The organism is Streptomyces sp. NPDC003016 (genome assembly GCF_053591455.1).
Map to the genome: position 1 here is coordinate 206,160 of NZ_JBSFTV010000008.1, position 16,291 is coordinate 222,450.

17 protein-coding genes and 1 pseudogene are annotated in these 16,291 nt (G+C 69.6%); 12 read left to right on the top strand and 6 right to left on the bottom strand.

The annotated features are described in order from the left end of the window. Nucleotides 1-38 precede the first annotated feature (38 nt). The 5 genes from ACWDZ4_RS09620 (at nt 39) to ACWDZ4_RS09640 (ending at nt 5,053) form a co-directional block, all read left to right on the top strand. On the top strand, nt 39-407 hold the full coding sequence (locus ACWDZ4_RS09620; RefSeq protein ID WP_451507842.1) for a YraN family protein: 369 nt from the start codon (nt 39-41) through the stop codon (nt 405-407). Continuing rightward, nucleotides 407-2,032 (top strand): YifB family Mg chelatase-like AAA ATPase, encoded by a 1,626-nt coding sequence (locus ACWDZ4_RS09625; RefSeq protein ID WP_451507843.1) that lies wholly within the window; start codon nt 407-409, stop codon nt 2,030-2,032. The genes ACWDZ4_RS09620 and ACWDZ4_RS09625 overlap by 1 nt, the downstream gene beginning before the upstream one ends. Further along, on the top strand, nt 2,029-3,297 hold the full coding sequence (gene dprA, locus ACWDZ4_RS09630; protein ID WP_451507844.1) for a DNA-processing protein DprA: 1,269 nt from the start codon (nt 2,029-2,031) through the stop codon (nt 3,295-3,297). Before ACWDZ4_RS09625 ends, dprA begins: the two co-directional genes overlap by 4 nt. A gap of 241 nt (nt 3,298-3,538) precedes the next feature. Beyond that, complete coding sequence (gene whiG, locus ACWDZ4_RS09635; protein ID WP_344499827.1) at nt 3,539-4,375, top strand: RNA polymerase sigma factor WhiG; 837 nt, start codon at nt 3,539-3,541, stop codon at nt 4,373-4,375. Between the two features lie 117 nt (nt 4,376-4,492). Then, on the top strand, nt 4,493-5,053 hold the full coding sequence (locus ACWDZ4_RS09640; protein ID WP_451507867.1) for a TetR/AcrR family transcriptional regulator: 561 nt from the start codon (nt 4,493-4,495) through the stop codon (nt 5,051-5,053). A gap of 235 nt (nt 5,054-5,288) precedes the next feature. On the opposite strand, the pseudogene ACWDZ4_RS09645 reads toward ACWDZ4_RS09640, so the two are convergent. Next, nucleotides 5,289-5,711 (bottom strand): annotated as a pseudogene (locus tag ACWDZ4_RS09645) (peptidoglycan DD-metalloendopeptidase family protein); the annotation flags it as partial. 277 nt (nt 5,712-5,988) lie between these two features. Here ACWDZ4_RS09645 and rpsB point away from each other — a divergent pair. The 5 genes from rpsB (at nt 5,989) to ACWDZ4_RS09670 (ending at nt 10,459) form a co-directional block, all read left to right on the top strand. Next, nucleotides 5,989-6,927 (top strand): 30S ribosomal protein S2, encoded by a 939-nt coding sequence (gene rpsB / locus ACWDZ4_RS09650; RefSeq protein WP_451507845.1) that lies wholly within the window; start codon nt 5,989-5,991, stop codon nt 6,925-6,927. 101 nt (nt 6,928-7,028) lie between these two features. Next, nucleotides 7,029-7,865 carry a translation elongation factor Ts gene (gene tsf / locus ACWDZ4_RS09655; RefSeq protein WP_451507846.1) on the top strand — a complete coding sequence of 279 codons (837 nt, stop codon included), beginning with the start codon at nt 7,029-7,031 and terminating at the stop codon, nt 7,863-7,865. 156 nt (nt 7,866-8,021) lie between these two features. After that, complete coding sequence (gene pyrH, locus ACWDZ4_RS09660) at nt 8,022-8,777, top strand: UMP kinase (RefSeq protein ID WP_451507847.1); 756 nt, start codon at nt 8,022-8,024, stop codon at nt 8,775-8,777. A 126-nt stretch (nt 8,778-8,903) separates the two neighbouring features. Beyond that, nucleotides 8,904-9,461, top strand: coding sequence for a ribosome recycling factor (gene frr / locus ACWDZ4_RS09665; RefSeq protein WP_451507848.1), 558 nt, complete (start codon nt 8,904-8,906; stop codon nt 9,459-9,461). After that, nucleotides 9,461-10,459: a phosphatidate cytidylyltransferase gene (locus ACWDZ4_RS09670; protein ID WP_451507849.1), complete on the top strand. Its 999-nt coding sequence runs from the start codon at nt 9,461-9,463 to the stop codon at nt 10,457-10,459. Before frr ends, ACWDZ4_RS09670 begins: the two co-directional genes overlap by 1 nt. A 215-nt stretch (nt 10,460-10,674) precedes the next feature. Here ACWDZ4_RS09670 and ACWDZ4_RS09675 read toward each other — a convergent pair whose 3' ends face one another. From ACWDZ4_RS09675 to ACWDZ4_RS09695, 5 genes are all read right to left on the bottom strand, one after another. Further along, nucleotides 10,675-11,916, bottom strand: a complete 1,242-nt coding sequence (locus ACWDZ4_RS09675; protein WP_451507850.1) for a tyrosine-type recombinase/integrase — start codon at nt 11,914-11,916, stop codon at nt 10,675-10,677. 196 nt (nt 11,917-12,112) lie between these two features. After that, nucleotides 12,113-12,358, bottom strand: coding sequence for a helix-turn-helix transcriptional regulator (locus ACWDZ4_RS09680; RefSeq protein ID WP_451507851.1), 246 nt, complete (start codon nt 12,356-12,358; stop codon nt 12,113-12,115). After that, complete coding sequence (locus ACWDZ4_RS09685) at nt 12,355-12,861, bottom strand: HNH endonuclease (protein ID WP_451507852.1); 507 nt, start codon at nt 12,859-12,861, stop codon at nt 12,355-12,357. Before ACWDZ4_RS09685 ends, ACWDZ4_RS09680 begins: the two co-directional genes overlap by 4 nt. Before the next feature lie 2 nt (nt 12,862-12,863). Beyond that, complete coding sequence (locus ACWDZ4_RS09690) at nt 12,864-13,646, bottom strand: hypothetical protein (RefSeq protein ID WP_451507853.1); 783 nt, start codon at nt 13,644-13,646, stop codon at nt 12,864-12,866. Then, nucleotides 13,643-14,023, bottom strand: a complete 381-nt coding sequence (locus ACWDZ4_RS09695) for a hypothetical protein (protein WP_451507854.1) — start codon at nt 14,021-14,023, stop codon at nt 13,643-13,645. The genes ACWDZ4_RS09690 and ACWDZ4_RS09695 overlap by 4 nt, the downstream gene beginning before the upstream one ends. Nucleotides 14,024-14,234: 211 nt before the next feature. Between ACWDZ4_RS09695 and ACWDZ4_RS09700 the strand changes: the two genes are divergently transcribed. Beyond that, nucleotides 14,235-14,567: a GntR family transcriptional regulator gene (locus ACWDZ4_RS09700; RefSeq protein ID WP_451507855.1), complete on the top strand. Its 333-nt coding sequence runs from the start codon at nt 14,235-14,237 to the stop codon at nt 14,565-14,567. 158 nt (nt 14,568-14,725) lie between these two features. After that, nucleotides 14,726-15,976 carry a tetratricopeptide repeat protein gene (locus tag ACWDZ4_RS09705; RefSeq protein ID WP_451507856.1) on the top strand — a complete coding sequence of 417 codons (1,251 nt, stop codon included), beginning with the start codon at nt 14,726-14,728 and terminating at the stop codon, nt 15,974-15,976. The last annotated feature ends 315 nt before the right edge of the window (nt 15,977-16,291 follow it).

Below are 16,291 nucleotides of genomic sequence, written 5' to 3' on the forward strand. Positions count from 1 at the left end.
GGTGATCACGGCACATTCGGTTCCGGAGGTGGGACCGGATGAACGCGAAGAATGCCACAGGAGCTCTCGGCCGGTACGGCGAGGATCTCGCCGTGCGCAAGCTGGTCGAAGGCGGTATGACCGTCCTGGAACGCAACTGGCGCTGCCGGGCGGGAGAGATCGACATCGTCGCCCGGGACGGCGACGCACTGGTCGTCTGCGAGGTCAAGACCCGCAGAGCCGGACCGTTCGAGCACCCGATGCAGGCCGTCAGGACCGCGAAGGCGGAGCGGCTGCGCCACCTCGCCGAGCGCTGGACGCACGAGCACGGAGGGCCGCCGCCGGGCGGAGTGCGCATCGACCTCGTCGGGGTGGTGCTGCCCCGGCGAGGAGCGCCCGTCGTCGAGCATGCGCGGGGGGTGGCGTGATGGGGTTCGCGCGTACGTGCTCGGTGGCCCTGGTCGGAGTCGAGGGCGTGGTGGTGGAGGTCCAGGCCGACCTGGAGCCGGGGGTGGCGGCCTTCACGCTGGTGGGGCTGCCGGACAAGAGCCTGGTCGAGAGCCGGGACCGGGTGCGGGCGGCGCTGGTCAATTCCGGCGCCGAGTGGCCGCAGAAGAAGCTCACGGTGGGGCTCAGCCCGGCCTCCGTGCCGAAGAGCGGCTCAGGGTTCGACCTGGCCGTCGCGGTCGCCGTGCTCGGGGCGGCGGAGCGTGTCGACCCCAGGGAGATCGCCGACCTGGTGGTGATCGGGGAGCTGGGACTGGACGGCAGGGTCCGGCCGGTGCGCGGCATCCTGCCGGCCGTCCTCGCCGCGGCCGAAGCCGGATACAGCCAGGTCGTCGTGCCGGAGCGGACGGCGGCGGAGGCCGCGTTGGTGCCGGGGGTCTCGGTCCTGGGCGTACGGAGCCTGCGCCAGCTCATCGCCGTGCTGACCGGGGCCGAGGTGCCCGAGGAGGAGCGGGCCGAGGAAGGGCGGCCCGACGCCATGCTCGCCGGGCTGATGGTGCCGGGTGCGGGGGTGGGCACCGGGCTGGCCGTCGGTGACCGTGCGGGCGGGGGTGACGGCGCCGACCTCGCGGACGTCGCGGGGCAGTACGCCGCGCGCACGGCCCTGGAGGTCGCTGCCGCCGGAGGCCACCACCTCCTGCTCCACGGGCCGCCGGGCGCCGGCAAGACGATGCTGGCGGAGCGGATGCCGGCCGTTCTGCCGCCGCTGACCAGGCAGGAGTCGCTGGAGGTGACCGCGGTGCACTCGGTGGCGGGCATCCTGCCGCCGGGCGAGCCGCTGGTCAGGACGGCGCCGTACTGCGCCCCGCACCACTCCGCGACGATGCAGTCGCTCGTCGGCGGGGGCAACGGGCTGCCGAGGCCGGGGGCCGTGTCGCTCGCGCATCGCGGCATCCTCTTTCTGGACGAGGCGCCCGAGTTCAGCGGGCGGGCCCTGGACTCGTTGCGTCAGCCGCTGGAGTCGGGGCATGTGGTGGTGGCGCGCAGCGCGGGCGTGGTGCGGCTGCCCGCCCGCTTCCTCATGGTTCTGGCGGCCAATCCGTGCCCGTGCGGACGGCACACCCTGCACGGCTCGGGGTGCGAGTGCCCGCCGTCGGCGATCCGCAAGTACCAGGCGCGGCTGTCGGGGCCGCTGCTCGACCGGGTCGACCTGCGGGTCGGCGTGGAGCCGGTGCAGCGGGCCGATCTGCTCGGGCAGGGCAGGCGCGGTGAGCCGACGGCGGTGGTCGCGGAGCGCGTACGGGAGGCGAGGGCGCGGGCGGCGGCGCGGCTGGAAGGCACCCCGTGGAACACCAACAGCGAGGTGCCGGGGCATGAACTGCGTACGCGCTGGCAGCCCGCGCCCGGAGCCCTCGGCGCGGCCGAACGGGACATGGAACGCGGGCTGCTGACGGCCCGTGGCCTCGACCGGGTGCTGCGCGTCGCCTGGACCGTCGCCGACCTGGCCGGCTGCGACCGGCCCGACGACCGCCATGTCGGCCTGGCGCTGGAATTGCGGACCGGCATCGCGCGGGGCACTCCCGCGCTGATCGGAGGCGCGGGATGAGCGGGACGGTGAGCGGGGGAGCGGGCGGCGGCATGGTCGAAGGGAAGGTCGAGGGCGCGGCCGGCGGCGCGTTCGACGGATCGGGCGAGGGTCTGCGGGAGGAAGAGCGCGAGAGGGAGCGGCTGGCCAGGGCGGCACTGACCCGGGTCATCGAGCCCGGGGACGAGACCGGCGGGCGCTGGCTGCGGGAGTGCGGGGCGGTGGAGCTGATGCGCAGGCTCACCTCGCTCGGATTCGGTGAAGCGGCCGAGGCGCTGACCGGCGTGACGGGCAAGCGGCTCGGCGGCTACCGGATGCGGGCGGCGGCGGCCGACCCCGCGCGGGACCTGGCGGCGGTGGCCGCGGTCGGGGGGCGGTTCGTCTGCCCCGGCGACGAGGAGTGGCCCGGGCAGCTCGACGACCTGGGAGACGGCAGGCCGGTCGGGCTGTGGGTACGGGGACGGCCGCATCTGCGGATGTGGGCGCTGCGGTCCGTCGCCGTCGTCGGAGCACGGGCCTGTACGTCGTACGGGGCGCACATGGCGGCCACCCTCGGCACCGGGCTCGCGGAGCGCGGCTGGGTCGTGGTGTCCGGGGCCGCCTTCGGGGTCGACGGCGCCGCCCACCGGGGGGCGCTGGCCGCGGGCGGGGCCACCGTCGCGGTGCTGGCCTGCGGGGTCGATGTGGTCTACCCGCGCGGACACGCGGAGCTGATCGGACGCATCGCGGAACAGGGCCTGGTGATCGGTGAGTTGCCGCCAGGCAGTCATCCCACGCAGAGCCGGTTCGTCCTCAGGAACCGGGTGATCGCCGCCCTCACCAGGGGCACCGTCGTCGTGGAGGCGGAGTACCGCAGTGGCTCGCTGGTCACGGCGCGCGGCGCGCAGCGGCTCGGACGTTTCACGATGGGCGTGCCGGGCCCCGCCACCAGCGGCCTCTCGGCGGGCGTGCACGAACTTCTCAGGGGCGAGGGCGTGCTGGTCACCGACGCCGCGGAAGTGGTGGAACTGATCGGGGACATCGGCGATCTCGCTCCGGCGCGCCGAGGACCCGTACTTCCCAGGGACCTGCTGGACCCCGTCGCGGCACTGGTGCTGGAGTCGTTGCCGGCCCGTGGCTCCCTCGACGCACACCGCGTCGCCCGGGGCGCGGGCACCACCCCGGACGACGCACTCGGCAAGCTGTACGAACTGCACTCCTTGGGGTTCGTCGAACGTCACGGTGACGGCTGGCAGTTGGCGCCTGGCTCCCCGCACCGTGCGAATGTGCGGCGAGGCGGTGCTTGACCAGCGGCATTCGGGTGAAAGGGTGAGGGCGATGACCCTCTCAGCCCTCCCGGCAACCCCTCCGGGGCCGTCGTACGCGGTGACGGCCCCGGGGCGGGACGTGTCCCGGGGCGTTCATCTGGAAGGGCGGCATCCCATATCCTGCGCGGACTGCGACACCTCAGTCACGCTACGCTCACGAGGGCCCCCACCCAGACGCACGATCCCCCAGACGTCACAGCAGAACGGCTCAAGGCAACGCATGCCCCAGCACACCTCCGGGTCTGACCGCGCGGCAGTGCCACCCGCGGCGCGTGGCAGCGTGCGGCCCGCCGCACCCTCGTCGCTCGACGAGTTGTGGCGGTCGTACAAGACCACGGGCGACGAGCGGCTGCGGGAGCAGCTGATCCTGCACTACTCGCCGCTGGTGAAGTACGTCGCGGGGCGGGTGAGTGTCGGGCTGCCCCCCAATGTCGAGCAGGCCGACTTCGTCTCCTCCGGAGTCTTCGGGCTCATCGACGCCATTGAGAAGTTCGACATCGAGCGGTCCATCAAGTTCGAGACGTACGCGATCACGCGGATCCGCGGCGCCATGATCGACGAGCTGCGGGCCCTGGACTGGATCCCGCGTTCGGTGCGACAGAAGGCCAAGGCGGTCGAACGCGCGTACACGACGCTGGAGGCGCAGCTGCGCCGCACCCCCTCCGAGAGCGAAGTCGCCTCGGAGATGGGCATCGTCCTGGAAGAACTCCACGCTGTCTTCAGTCAGTTGTCGTTGGCGAATGTCGTCGCCCTGGAAGAGCTGCTGCACGCGGGGGGCGAGGGCGGCGACCGGCTGAGCCTCATGGACACGCTGGAGGACACCCACGCCGACAACCCGGTCGAGGTCGCCGAGGACCGGGAGCTGCGCCGGCTGCTGGCCCGCGCCATCAACACGCTGCCCGACCGTGAGAAGACCGTGGTCACGCTGTACTACTACGAAGGCCTCACCCTCGCCGAGATCGGCAATGTACTGGGGGTCACCGAGAGCCGGGTCAGCCAGATCCACACCAAGTCGGTGCTCCAGCTGAGAGCGAAGCTGGCCGACGCGGGGCGTTGACGCGGTTGCTGAATCGTGCCTGCCGCACCAGCCGCGTCGTGACCGCGTCGCAGTCACGTCGTCATGGCGGCGGCTCATCCGTAGAGTGGGACCGTGCCAAGGATTCGAGCGGCCTCGGTGGCCGAGCACCGGACGATGCAGCGCGGCGCCCTGCTGGACGCCGCCCGCTCCCTGCTGTCGGAAGGCGGTACGGAAGCGCTGACCTTCCCCGCCCTCGCTGAGCGCACCGGTCTCGCCCGGTCGTCCGTGTACGAGTACTTCCGTTCGCGCGCCTCCGTCGTCGAAGAGCTGTGCGCCGTCGACTTCCCGGTCTGGGCCGCCGAGGTCGAGAACGCCATGGAGCGGGCCGGCACCCCGGCGGGCAAGGTCGAGGCGTACGTGCGCGCGCAACTGCTCCTGATCGGCGACCGGCGCCACCGCGCCGTCGTCGCGATCTCCGCGAGCGAACTCGAGGCCGGTGCGCGCGAGAAGATCCGCGCCGCGCACGGCGGTCTGGTGACGATGATCGTCGAGGCGATCGGCGAGCTGGGACACGAGCAGCCCCGGCTGGCGGCGATGATGCTCCAGGGCGTCGTCGACGCCGCGGTCCGCCGCATCGAACTCGGTGCGGCGGAGGACCCGGACGTGATCGCGGACGCGGCTGTCGCGATGGCGCTGCACGGCGTCCGGGGCGGCTGACCGGCCCCATGGTGCGGTGCGCCCACAGCGCCGCCACGGCCAGGGGCGCCGCAGGGAAGCCGTCGGGCGTACCCGCCGTGGCGGGTACGGGCACCGGCGGGCCCGCCGGCACACCGAAGACCGGCAGCAGGCGCGGCGGGCCGCGGCGGAGCAGGTGGCGCGGGAGCAGCGTCAGCGGGTCGAGATAGGTCTCGCCGCGGCGCAGGCCCCAGTGCAGACAGCCGGACGGGCAGTGGAACGGGCCGCTCTGCAGTACGCCCACCACTTGTCCGGCTCTCACCTCGTCGCCCTTGCCGACCAGCGCGCGCACCGGTTCGTACGTCGTCCGCAGAGGCGGCTCCCCCGTACCCGCCAGGGCGATGGACAGCACTCCGCGCCCGGCGACCGGGCCCGCGAAGGAGACCCGGCCCGAGGCCGCCGCCCGTACGGGCGCACCCGGCGCGGCGGCCAGATCCGCGCCGCGGTGTCCCGCCGCGTACGGCGACGGGGGCGGCTCCCAGGCCCGTACGACCACCGGGCGCCCGCCCACGGGCCAGGCCGCGTCGGGGATCGCACCGGGGCCGGCGGCCGAGGCCCGGGCGGGGCCGCCGAAGAGCGCGACCAGGAACATCGGCACCAGAGGCGCCACAACCAGCACCAGCACAGTCATTCGTCGCATGCGGAAACCGTCACGCACCGGACCCGTCCGTGGGGATCATGGCCCGGATCTGTGGACCGCCGGCCGGTTGTGGACATCGCCGTCACCCGGCACCGTGCAGGTCCCGTACACTTCTTGTGGCGATCCGGGTCACCGGGTCGACTTCGCACGCCCCGCCACCACCCACTTCGCGGTCGGTGGCCGCGCCGCTCGGTCCCTCGTGGCACGGCGCACCGGGGCGTCAGGCGCGACAGCAATCCTGCGGTCGCGGCAACCGAGAAACCCAAGGAGTACGGCCATGGCCGTCGTCACGATGCGGGAGCTGCTGGAAAGCGGCGTCCACTTCGGTCACCAGACCCGTCGTTGGAACCCGAAGATGAAGCGCTTCATCTTCACGGAGCGCAACGGCATCTACATCATCGACCTGCTCCAGTCGCTGTCGTACATCGACCGCGCCTACGAGTTCGTCAAGCAGACCGTCGCCCACGGCGGCTCCATCATGTTCGTGGGTACGAAGAAGCAGGCGCAGGAGGCCATCGCCGAGCAGGCGACGCGCGTCGGCATGCCCTACGTCAACCAGCGTTGGCTCGGCGGCATGCTGACCAACTTCTCCACCGTCTACAAGCGCCTTCAGCGTCTGAAGGAGCTTGAGCAGATCGACTTCGAGGACGTGGCCGCGTCCGGCCTCACCAAGAAGGAGCTCCTGGTCCTCTCCCGCGAGAAGATCAAGCTGGAGAAGACCCTCGGTGGTATCCGCGAGATGTCCAAGGTGCCCAGCGCCGTCTGGATCGTGGACACCAAGAAGGAGCACATCGCCGTCGGTGAGGCGCGCAAGCTCCACATCCCGGTCGTCGCGATCCTCGACACCAACTGCGACCCCGACGAGGTCGACTACAAGATCCCGGGCAACGACGACGCGATCCGCTCCGTCACCCTGCTCACCCGCGTGATCGCCGACGCCGTCGCCGAGGGCCTCATCGCCCGTTCCGGCGCCGCCACCGGCGACTCCAAGCCGGGCGAGAAGGTCGCCGGCGAGCCGCTCGCCGAGTGGGAGCGCGACCTGCTCGAGGGCGACAAGAAGGACGCCGCCGAAGACGCAGCCGCTCCGGCCGCCGACGCCGAGGCCCCGGCCGCCGACGCCGAGGTCCCGGCTGCCGCCGAGGCCGAGGAGAAGTCCGCCGACGCCGAGCAGGCCGACGAGGCTGCCGCTCCGGCCGCCGAGGCCGAGCAGGCCTGACACCCGTCACGGTCGACGACGGCGGGGGAGGGCGCGACGAGCGCCCGCCCCCGCCGCCACCCGTAGATCTTCGCTCCGACTTCGAGAGAGATTCACAAATCATGGCGAACTACACCGCCGCGGACGTCAAGAAGCTCCGTGAGCTCACCGGCGCCGGCATGATGGACTGCAAGAAGGCGCTCGACGAGGCCGACGGCAACGTCGACAAGGCCGTCGAGGCCCTCCGTATCAAGGGCCAGAAGGGCGTCGCCAAGCGCGAAGGCCGTTCTGCCGAGAACGGTGCCGTCGTTTCCCTCATCTCCGAGGACAAGACCTCCGGCGTCCTGCTCGAGCTGAAGTGCGAGACGGACTTCGTCGCCAAGGGTGACAAGTTCCAGGCCGTCGCCAACGCGCTCGCCGCCCACGTCGCCAAGACGTCCCCGGCCGACATCCAGGCGCTGCTCGCGTCCGAGATCGAGCCCGGCAAGACCGTCCAGGCGTACGTCGACGAGGCCAACGCCAACCTCGGCGAGAAGATCGTCCTGGACCGCTTCGCGCAGTTCAACGGCGCCTACGTGACCTCGTACATGCACCGCACCATGCCCGACCTGCCGCCGCAGATCGGTGTCCTGGTCGAGCTGGACAAGGAAGACGCCGAGCTCGCCCGCGGCATCGCCCAGCACATCGCCGCCTTCGCGCCGAAGTACCTCGACCGCGACGAGGTCCCGGCCGAGGTCGTCGAGGCCGAGCGCCGCGTCGCCGAGGAGACCACGCGCGCCGAGGGCAAGCCCGAGGCCGCCCTCCCGAAGATCGTCGAGGGTCGCGTGAACGGCTTCTTCAAGGAGGCCACCCTCCTCGGCCAGCCGTACGCGCTGGACAACAAGAAGTCCGTCCAGAAGGTTCTGGACGAGGCCGGCGTCACCCTGAAGCGCTTCTCGCGCATCAAGGTCGGCATCTGAGTCCGTACGACGACTGACTGATGACCCGGTTAGGGTTTGACCAGTCGACCGCGTACGTACGGGCGACCGCAGATCTGACGAGGAGGCCATTGCCGCGCACGGGACTCAGTACCCCACCGGCAATGGCCTCCTTCGTATGTGCACTAGGAGATCTCCATGACAAGTACCCAGAAGAGCGAAGACGGCAAAGTGACCGGCCGTTTCATGCTGAAGCTGTCCGGCGAGGCGTTCGCCGGTGGCGGCGCCCTGGGTGTGGACCCCGACGTGGTGCACGCCATCGCCCGGGAGATCGCCGCTGTCGTACGTGACGGTGCCGAGATCGCGGTCGTCATCGGCGGCGGCAACTTCTTCCGTGGCGCCGAGCTCCAGCAGCGCGGCATGGACCGGGCCCGCTCCGACTACATGGGCATGCTCGGTACGGTCATGAACTGTCTCGCCCTCCAGGACTTCCTGGAGAAGGAGGGCATCGACTCCCGAGTCCAGACCGCCATCACCATGGGCCAGGTCGCGGAGCCGTACATCCCGCTGCGCGCCGTACGCCACCTGGAGAAGGGCCGCGTCGTCATCTTCGGCGCCGGCATGGGCATGCCGTACTTCTCCACGGACACCACCGCTGCGCAGCGCGCCCTGGAGATCGATGCCGAGGCCCTGCTCATGGGCAAGAACGGCGTGGACGGTGTCTACGACTCCGATCCCAAGAAGAACCCCGACGCGGTGAAGTTCGACGCGCTCGAGTACGGCGAGGTGCTCTCCCGCGACCTCAAGGTCGCCGACGCCACGGCCATCACCCTCTGCCGCGACAACGCGCTCCCCATCCTTGTCTTCGAACTGCTCGCCGAAGGCAATATCGCGCGCGCCGTCAAGGGTGAGAAGATCGGCACCCTCGTGAGTACGCAGGGCACCCGGAACTGACCGGGTGGCCCCTGTGAGGGGATGGACAAAGCCCTGCCGGTCGGACACCGTGCAGGAGCAAGACGCGGGTTACTCCGGGCCTGAGTGCTGAGTGCCGGGCCCACTCAAGACATGCAGGAGCAAGTGGTGATCGAAGAAATCCTCCTCGAGGCCGAGGAAAAAATGGAGAAGGCCGTCGTGGTGGCCAAGGAGGACTTCGCCGCGATCCGCACCGGCCGTGCGCACCCGGCGATGTTCAACAAGATCGTGGCCGACTACTACGGCGCGCTGACGCCGATCAACCAGCTGGCCTCGTTCTCGGTGCCCGAGGCGCGGATGGCCGTCGTGACGCCGTTCGACAAGAGCGCGCTGCGCAACATCGAGCAGGCGATCCGTGACTCCGACCTGGGCGTCAACCCCAGCAACGACGGCAACATCATCCGGGTGACGTTCCCCGAGCTGACGCAGGACCGCCGCAAGGAGTACATCAAGGTCGCCAAGACCAAGGCCGAGGACTCCAAGATCTCGATCCGCTCCGTCCGCCGCAAGGCCAAGGAGACCCTCGACAAGCTCGTCAAGGACAAGGAGTCCGGCGAGGACGAGGTCCGCCGTGCGGAGAAGGAGCTCGACGACACCACCGCGAAGTACGTCGCGCAGGTGGACGAGCTGCTCAAGCACAAGGAAGCCGAGCTGCTCGAGGTCTGATGAACGACTCTTCCTGGAGGGCCCCGGCGCGAGGTGAATACGCCGACGCGTGGGGTCCCTCCGACCAGGGGCCTGCACCGGCGGGTCCCGCCCACGATGCGCATCGGGCCGAGCAGACTCGCCCCATGCCCGTCGTTCCGCCCGAGGATCCCCTGCCCACCCCGCCGACGCCCCCGCAGAAGAAGCGTGCGGGGCGCGATCTGCGTGCTGCCATAGGGGTGGGCGTGGGACTCGGCGCGGTGATCGCCGCGTCGCTGTTCATCTGGAAAGCCGCCTTCATCGGCGTGATAGCGGTTGCCGTGGTGGTCGGGCTGTGGGAGCTGACCTCGCGGCTGGAAGAGCGCAAGCAGATCAAGGCCCCGCTGGTGCCGCTCGCGGTCGGCGGCGCGGCGATGGTCGTGGCGGGGTATGTCAGGGGCGCGGAGGGCACATGGGTCGCCATGGCGTTCACCACGCTCGCGGTGCTCGTCTGGCGGATGACGGAGTCGCCCGACGGTTACCTCAGGGACGTCACCGCGGGTGTCTTCGCGGTGTTCTACGTGCCGTTCCTGGCAACGTTCGTTGCGATGATGCTGGCGGCCGACGACGGCGCGCAGCGGGTGCTCACCTTCCTGCTGCTGACCGTGGTCAGCGACACCGGGGCGTACGCCGTGGGCTGGCGCTTCGGCAAGCGCAAGCTCGCACCGCGCATCAGTCCCGGGAAGACCCGGGAAGGGCTGGGCGGCGCGTTCGTCTTCGCGATGGCGGCGGGCGCACTGTGCATGGAGTTCCTGGTGCACGGCGGGACGTGGTGGCAGGGGCTGCTGCTGGGTCTCGTGGTGGCCGCGAGCGCGACGCTCGGCGACCTCGGCGAGTCCATGATCAAGAGGGATCTCGGGATCAAGGACATGGGGACGCTGCTGCCGGGCCACGGCGGCATCATGGACCGGCTGGATTCGCTGCTGCCGACGGCTCCGGTGGTCTGGCTGCTGCTGGTGGTCTTCGTAGGCACCGGCTGAGCTGCGCCACGCGACGGTAGTCGCACATGGAGCACAGCGCGGTGAGGGGCTCGTCGTCCACAGGGGCGGCGAGCCCTTTCCGTATGTCTGCGACACTGGAAGAACCATGCCTGTACCTGGAGAACTCGTTCTCTCAGGGTCGACAAAAGCCCTCTACCAGCGGTTTCACCGCCGGAGAGGGCTTCTGTTTGCGCCACTGGGCCGCCTGTGGGCCGTCACGTCTCCCGTTGGCCGGGTAGAAACACCTTGTCGACGGCTCGGCGGGTGCGTTCGCGGCTGCTCGGCATGAGATGCGCGTACACCCGCAGCGTCATTGCCGGGTCAGCGTGTCCGAGGTAGTCGCTCACGGCCTTGATGCTCTCGCCCGCGTCCAGCAGGACCGAGGCGTAGAAGTGCCGCAGCGCGTGCATGCCGTGCGCGCGGGCGGACACGTACGGACCGCCTTCGGTCGGCGTCGGGATGAGTCCAGCCGCCGCGAGTGCGGGCTTCCACTCCTGGATGTTGAAGTTGCTCCGCCAGACGATCCCGCCTGCGGTATTCGTGAACAGGAGGCGCCGGGTCACCTTTGGCCCATCCGGCGTCTTCCACGGAAGGGTGATCTCTACCGGCTTGCACACGTCTATGTGCACTCGCAGCGCCGTGGCCACGGATGCGGGGAGCGGCACATCCCGCTCCTTGCCACACTTAGGCGGGGCGAACACAGCCTTCCCGCGGATGAGCTTCACCTGACGCACCACGTGAATTGTGCCGGTCTCGAAGTCGACCGCGTCTTCCTCGGCGAGTCCAATGATTTCGCCCTGTCGTAGGCCGCACCCGGCTCCCACGTCGGCCATGGCGCGGTAGTGCTCGGGGAGCGCGGCCCGGACCGCGAACACGTGCTCTGGCAACCACGGCACTACACGCGCCGCTTCAACGGCCGGCGGTCGTACCGTCTTGGCGCCGCAGGGGTTTCGCGAGAGATGCCCGTCGTCAACGGCCGACGCGAGAACCGCCCTTACGTAGCTGTAGACGGTCCGCGCTGAGCTTCCGGCCATCGGGTCTGTCTCCAGCGCATGCACGAACTGGCGGATGTGCTCCGGCCGGAACGAGCCGAGGGGCCGCGCGCCGATCCGCGGGTAGGCATGCAGACGGAGCCTCGTCTCCACAGCAATCCGGGTCGTTGGGTCAGTCGTCTGTGCCGCCAACCAGCGGTCCGTGTACTGGCGGAACGTTGTCTGCGCGGCGCGAGGATCGACGTACTGCCCCCGGGTCATGTCAGCTTCGATCTGCGCGAGCCACTGCTCTGCGAGGCGCTTCTGACGGTCGGGGAACGACTTGCTCTTCTCGGTTCCGTCGGGTCCGACGTAGCGGGCGCGGTAGCGCATCCCGCTTCCGTGTCGGTCGGTCTTGACTCGGGTGGTCTTGCCGTTGGAGTCCGTTTCGGTCTTGTACCAGCGGTCTTGGATGTGGCCTGCCATGGGCGGCGGCTCCTGTCGGTAGCAGGGCCCGGGAGGGCGTTGGAGCCCTCCCGGACCGGTTTTTGGGTGTGCGGAGGGAGGCCCGCTACTTGCTACGGGCCTCATCACTTGGGGTTTGGGGTGCTAGCGGGGTTGCTACCGGTAGCGGCTTGGCCTGCTACCGGTAGCAACCTCTGTGGGCCGACTGGCCCGGCGGTCAGGCTGCGTCGTCTTCCGCCATGCGGTCGGCAATCCAGCTCTGTACGGCGGTGGGGTCGTAGCGGACGTGCTTGCCGACTCGGAAGCCGGGCGGTCCGCAGCGCTTCTTGCGCCAGCCGTAGACGGTTTCGATCGACACGGCCAGCAGCGCGGCCACGTCCTCGGGGGTGAGATACCGGTCGGGTAGTCCGGCGCGTAGGGCGGCGGTGGGGTCGGCCGGTCGGGTGGCCGGTACGGGGCTCACGCGGCCACCTCCATCCGTGCGCTCAGCGCGTGGTGTTCGTGCAGGTGGCCTGTCGACTGTGCGGCGGTGTGGTCGGCCGACTCACGGGCGTGGGCGAGGCGGGCCAGTAGCCGCCAGTCGACCGCGTCCGGCGGACCACCGGTCGGGCCGGTCGGCTGGACCGAGTCGGCCGACTCGGTGTTCACCGTGTTCACCGACCCGTTCACGGTGTTCACCGCCGACCGGTGGATGTTCACCGGAGCCGCGTCGGCCGACCGGATCAGCAGCAGCGCCATGGAGAGCGGCAGCCGGTCGGCCTTGGTGTGGTTGCAGTCGGCGCACGCCAGCATCAGGTGAACGGCCGCCCAGGTACGGAACAGGGCCAGCGGTACGACGTGATCGAGGGTGGCTTCCCGCAGGGTCGTGAACGGGCGGCGGCAGTACGCGCAGCGCTGCCCGAAGCGGCGGGCGATCTGTTCCTTGCGGATACGGCGCCGCTGGGAGCCGAGGTGACGCATGCCCATGGTCACCACTGCGCTTTCAGCGGCCGTCGCCAGATACCGCCGGGCCCCGGCGGCGGGGTCAGGCCGATGGTGTAGCCACCGGAGTCCGGGCGGACGATCAGCGGGGACGGCTGGCCGGTCTCCCACCGGATGAGGTCGAAGCAGAACCGGCGGCGGTGGTAGTCCGGCAGCGCCTGCTTGTACAGCCACTCACGGTCGCGGTCGCGGTTGGTGCTTCCGAACTCTGCCGCCATGAACGCGCCGAGCCGGATCAGGGTCTCGGTCGGCACGGCCGTCGCGCCCTGGTGCAGGGCACGGGAGATCAGCAGCTTGTGTTTGGGGAGCTCCAGGAAGTCGGCCCGGCGGTAGCGGACCAAGTCGGACAGGTACAGCGCCACCCCGGCTTCCCCGGCGCTCATGGGCCGCGAGCGAGCCCCCCGGTACCAGAACGACAGGGCGAGCCGGTAGGCGAAGGCGCGGCACTCGCGCACCTCGAAGAACTCGGCATCGTCCAGCTCTGCGAAGGTCTGGGAGACTTCCGCGATCCCCACCGGGCCCAGCGTGGCCACAGCCGCTTTCAGCGCCTCGTACAGGGTGTCGGTGTCCGGCACCGGTACGGCCAAGTCGTCTGCGGCCGTCTCGAACAGCGCGGCGGCCACCTCGTTGATGTCCAGCTCCAGACCGCCCACGGGAACCGTGGGGAACTCCTCACCCAGCGGCCTGCGGTCCATCTCCGCCAGCGACACCACCGGAGCCACGGGCGGGGAGACCTGCGCATAGAGCGCGTCCAGCGTCGCGGTGCTCATGCCGTCACCCCGAAGACGCGGGTGATGGCCGTGCCCAGACGGCGCATGTAGTCGATCGGGATGCCCTCGTCCGGCAGCGCGCCGTGGTACGCGGCCACGGCCTTCTGCCCGTACTTCTCCATCTCGTCGAGGTCTGTCCGCATGAGCGCGTACTGGAGCGAGTCGCGGATGACGGAGTCGTCCGAGAGCTCCTCATCGAGGATGCAGACGCCACCGGTGAACGTCAGCAGTCCCAGCAGGTCAGCGAAGGACAGGCAGGCCCGAACCTGCACCTCCACCCGAACCGGCTCGGGGTCCGGGCTCGGGTACCCGAACAGATCGATTCCCTCACGCAGCGAGGCCGGGGGAAGCTGAACAGCGAGAGTTGCAGGCATCATGGAGACACCCCTTCTGGGTTAGGGGAGCGGCTACTTGCTTGGCGGTAGGGAGCCGCTCCCTGTTCTTTGAACCTGGCTTGACCAGGGCTCTTTCGCTGATTGCCACCTTCAGGCGGTGACCATCTGCCAACTAGCGTGCACTAGTCTGCGCTAGTTGGCAAGGGTCGTGCGGTGGTGTGCACTAGCTTGCTCTAGTGGGTACGCTCAGGGCATGACTGTCACAGGAGGGCCGAAGCCCAAGGCCGTGCAAGTTGCCGACGCTCTGCGTGAAGAAGTGAAGAAGATGAAGCCGGGTGAGCGGCTGCCCACCCAGAGAGAGCTGTCGGACCGCTTCGGCTTTGCTGGCCAGACGATCCAGAACGGATTGGCCATCCTGCGAGCGGAAGGGGTGATTGAGTCGGCAGGGAACCTCGGGAACTTCGTCAGTGGTGGCGAAGCGAAGAAAGGTGCATGCGATGACCTCACGGAAATCCGCTCCCAGATCCAGGCGTTGACAGAACGGGTCGCAGCGCTGGAATCGCGCTCCGAACCAAGTGGTTCTTGATCTGTAACCACCATGGCGGGAACGGAGCGTGTGAGGTAGGTGACGGCTGGGGGGCGGCGCAGCCTTCAGGGGGACATCACCGGCGTCCCCTTGCTGTCCCCTTGTCTGTCCCCGGGGAAGACGGGCAAGACTCGCGGTAGGCACTTCAAGGAGGGCACATGGTCGAGGACAGGCCCGCATGGGCGCGGCGTATCGCGGCTGAACGAGCCGCGCGCGACTGGTCGCAGCGTGACGCGGTAAGGGCGCTTCGGGCGCATGCCCCCACTGACTTGCCAGCCGACGAGAGCATGATTCGGCAGTGGAAGCGCTGGGAGTCGGGAGCTGTCCCCAGTGACTTCTATCAGCCCATCATCGCGGCCACCTTCGGCACCGTGACGCATGCGCTCTTCCCTGCTCCGGGCCGCCGTGACGGAGACAGGGAGATCCTTGCTGCCAGCGGCATGGAGACGCTTGAAATTGTCAGCCGCCTCAACCGCTCTGACGTTGATAACGCGACGCTTGATGCTCTTCGGATCACGACCGATCGGCTCTGCTCGGAGTACCCGTACATGCCGAGCGCGCAGCTTCTCATTGAGGGGCGCCAGTGGCTGCGGCGCGTGGTCGAGCTGCACTCCAAGAGCCTCACATTGGCTCAGCACCGCGAAGTGCTCGCTCTCTCTGGCTGGTTGGCGCTCTTGGTCGGATGTGTCGAGTACGACTCCGGTGACCGCCATGCAGCCGAGTCGACGCGGCGTGCCGCGCTGTCCATCGCGACCGAGGCTGACCATGCCGAGGTCGCCGGGTGGGCGCACGAGATGCGAGCGTGGTTCGCGCTCACTACGGGCGACTACCGCGGTGTCATCTCTGCGGCTCAGGCCGGGGCGGAAGTGGCCGCACACCACGGTGTCGCGGTGCAGCTCGCTGGCCAGGAAGCTAAGGCATGGGCCCGCCTTGGCGACCGCCGACAAGTTGAGGTCGCGCTCGACAAAGGCCGGCGGATTCTTGAAGGCATGCCGCACCCCCAGAACCTGGACAACCACTTCGTAGTAGACCCCGCGAAGTTCGATTTCTACTCGATGGACTGCTACCGGCTGGTCGGTGAGGACAAGCTTGCGCGGACCCTCGCTGAGGAGGTGCTGAGGGCGGGCACGGACTTCGACGGAACGGAGCGGTCTCCGATGCGCAATGCCGAGGCTCGCGTGACGTTGGGCGTGACGGCTGCCCGGGCAGGCGACTTGGACCAGGCACTCATCATGGGTGAGCGGGCCCTTGAAGGCGACAGGCAGTCCGTGCCGTCGCTCATCATGACCAGCCGCGAACTGGCCGCTGAGGTACGGCGCCGGTACAGCACGGAACCGAGCGCACAGGACTACTTGGCCCACCTGCGGGCGCTTGGGGAGGAGAAGCCCGGCTTCCTGCCACCCCGATAATGTCACCCTGCGTTGCCGACCTTGAGGGTTCCTAGCGTTGGCGCGGTAGGCCCTGGACCCCGGTTTCGGTGCGAAACCGGGGTCCAGGGCTGTGGCCTGCTAGTTGCTAGTTAGCTGATCAAGGTATGTATGGGTCGCTAGCGTCGATGCTAGACCTAGCACCCCCTGTCGCTAGACCTAGCATCGATCGGCGCGGCCGGTCCGGCTACGCAGTGCAATGAGGACCGCCCTTCGGGCGGGCGTCTTCTTGGCCGCCTGCCCTGGTACGGCGGTGCGCGCCGTGGGCGGCTGCGGGCCGCCGGGCGGCTCTCCTAG

What these genes read in the sequence shown, in the direction of transcription:
- ACWDZ4_RS09695 (WP_451507854.1), bottom strand. Translation starts at nt 14,023, where the DNA reads ATGATGCCTGCAACTCTCGCTGTTCAGCTTCCCCCGGCCTCGCTGCGT.
- ACWDZ4_RS09625 (WP_451507843.1), top strand. Translation starts at nt 407, where the DNA reads ATGGGGTTCGCGCGTACGTGCTCGGTGGCCCTGGTCGGAGTCGAGGGC.
- dprA (WP_451507844.1), top strand. Translation starts at nt 2,029, where the DNA reads ATGAGCGGGACGGTGAGCGGGGGAGCGGGCGGCGGCATGGTCGAAGGG.
- ACWDZ4_RS09705 (WP_451507856.1), top strand. Translation starts at nt 14,726, where the DNA reads ATGGTCGAGGACAGGCCCGCATGGGCGCGGCGTATCGCGGCTGAACGA.
- ACWDZ4_RS09685 (WP_451507852.1), bottom strand. Translation starts at nt 12,861, where the DNA reads ATGGGCATGCGTCACCTCGGCTCCCAGCGGCGCCGTATCCGCAAGGAA.
- ACWDZ4_RS09700 (WP_451507855.1), top strand. Translation starts at nt 14,235, where the DNA reads ATGACTGTCACAGGAGGGCCGAAGCCCAAGGCCGTGCAAGTTGCCGAC.
- ACWDZ4_RS09675 (WP_451507850.1), bottom strand. Translation starts at nt 11,916, where the DNA reads ATGGCAGGCCACATCCAAGACCGCTGGTACAAGACCGAAACGGACTCC.
- ACWDZ4_RS09670 (WP_451507849.1), top strand. Translation starts at nt 9,461, where the DNA reads ATGAACGACTCTTCCTGGAGGGCCCCGGCGCGAGGTGAATACGCCGAC.
- whiG (WP_344499827.1), top strand. Translation starts at nt 3,539, where the DNA reads ATGCCCCAGCACACCTCCGGGTCTGACCGCGCGGCAGTGCCACCCGCG.
- ACWDZ4_RS09690 (WP_451507853.1), bottom strand. Translation starts at nt 13,646, where the DNA reads ATGAGCACCGCGACGCTGGACGCGCTCTATGCGCAGGTCTCCCCGCCC.
- ACWDZ4_RS09620 (WP_451507842.1), top strand. Translation starts at nt 39, where the DNA reads ATGAACGCGAAGAATGCCACAGGAGCTCTCGGCCGGTACGGCGAGGAT.
- tsf (WP_451507846.1), top strand. Translation starts at nt 7,029, where the DNA reads ATGGCGAACTACACCGCCGCGGACGTCAAGAAGCTCCGTGAGCTCACC.
- rpsB (WP_451507845.1), top strand. Translation starts at nt 5,989, where the DNA reads ATGGCCGTCGTCACGATGCGGGAGCTGCTGGAAAGCGGCGTCCACTTC.
- pyrH (WP_451507847.1), top strand. Translation starts at nt 8,022, where the DNA reads ATGACAAGTACCCAGAAGAGCGAAGACGGCAAAGTGACCGGCCGTTTC.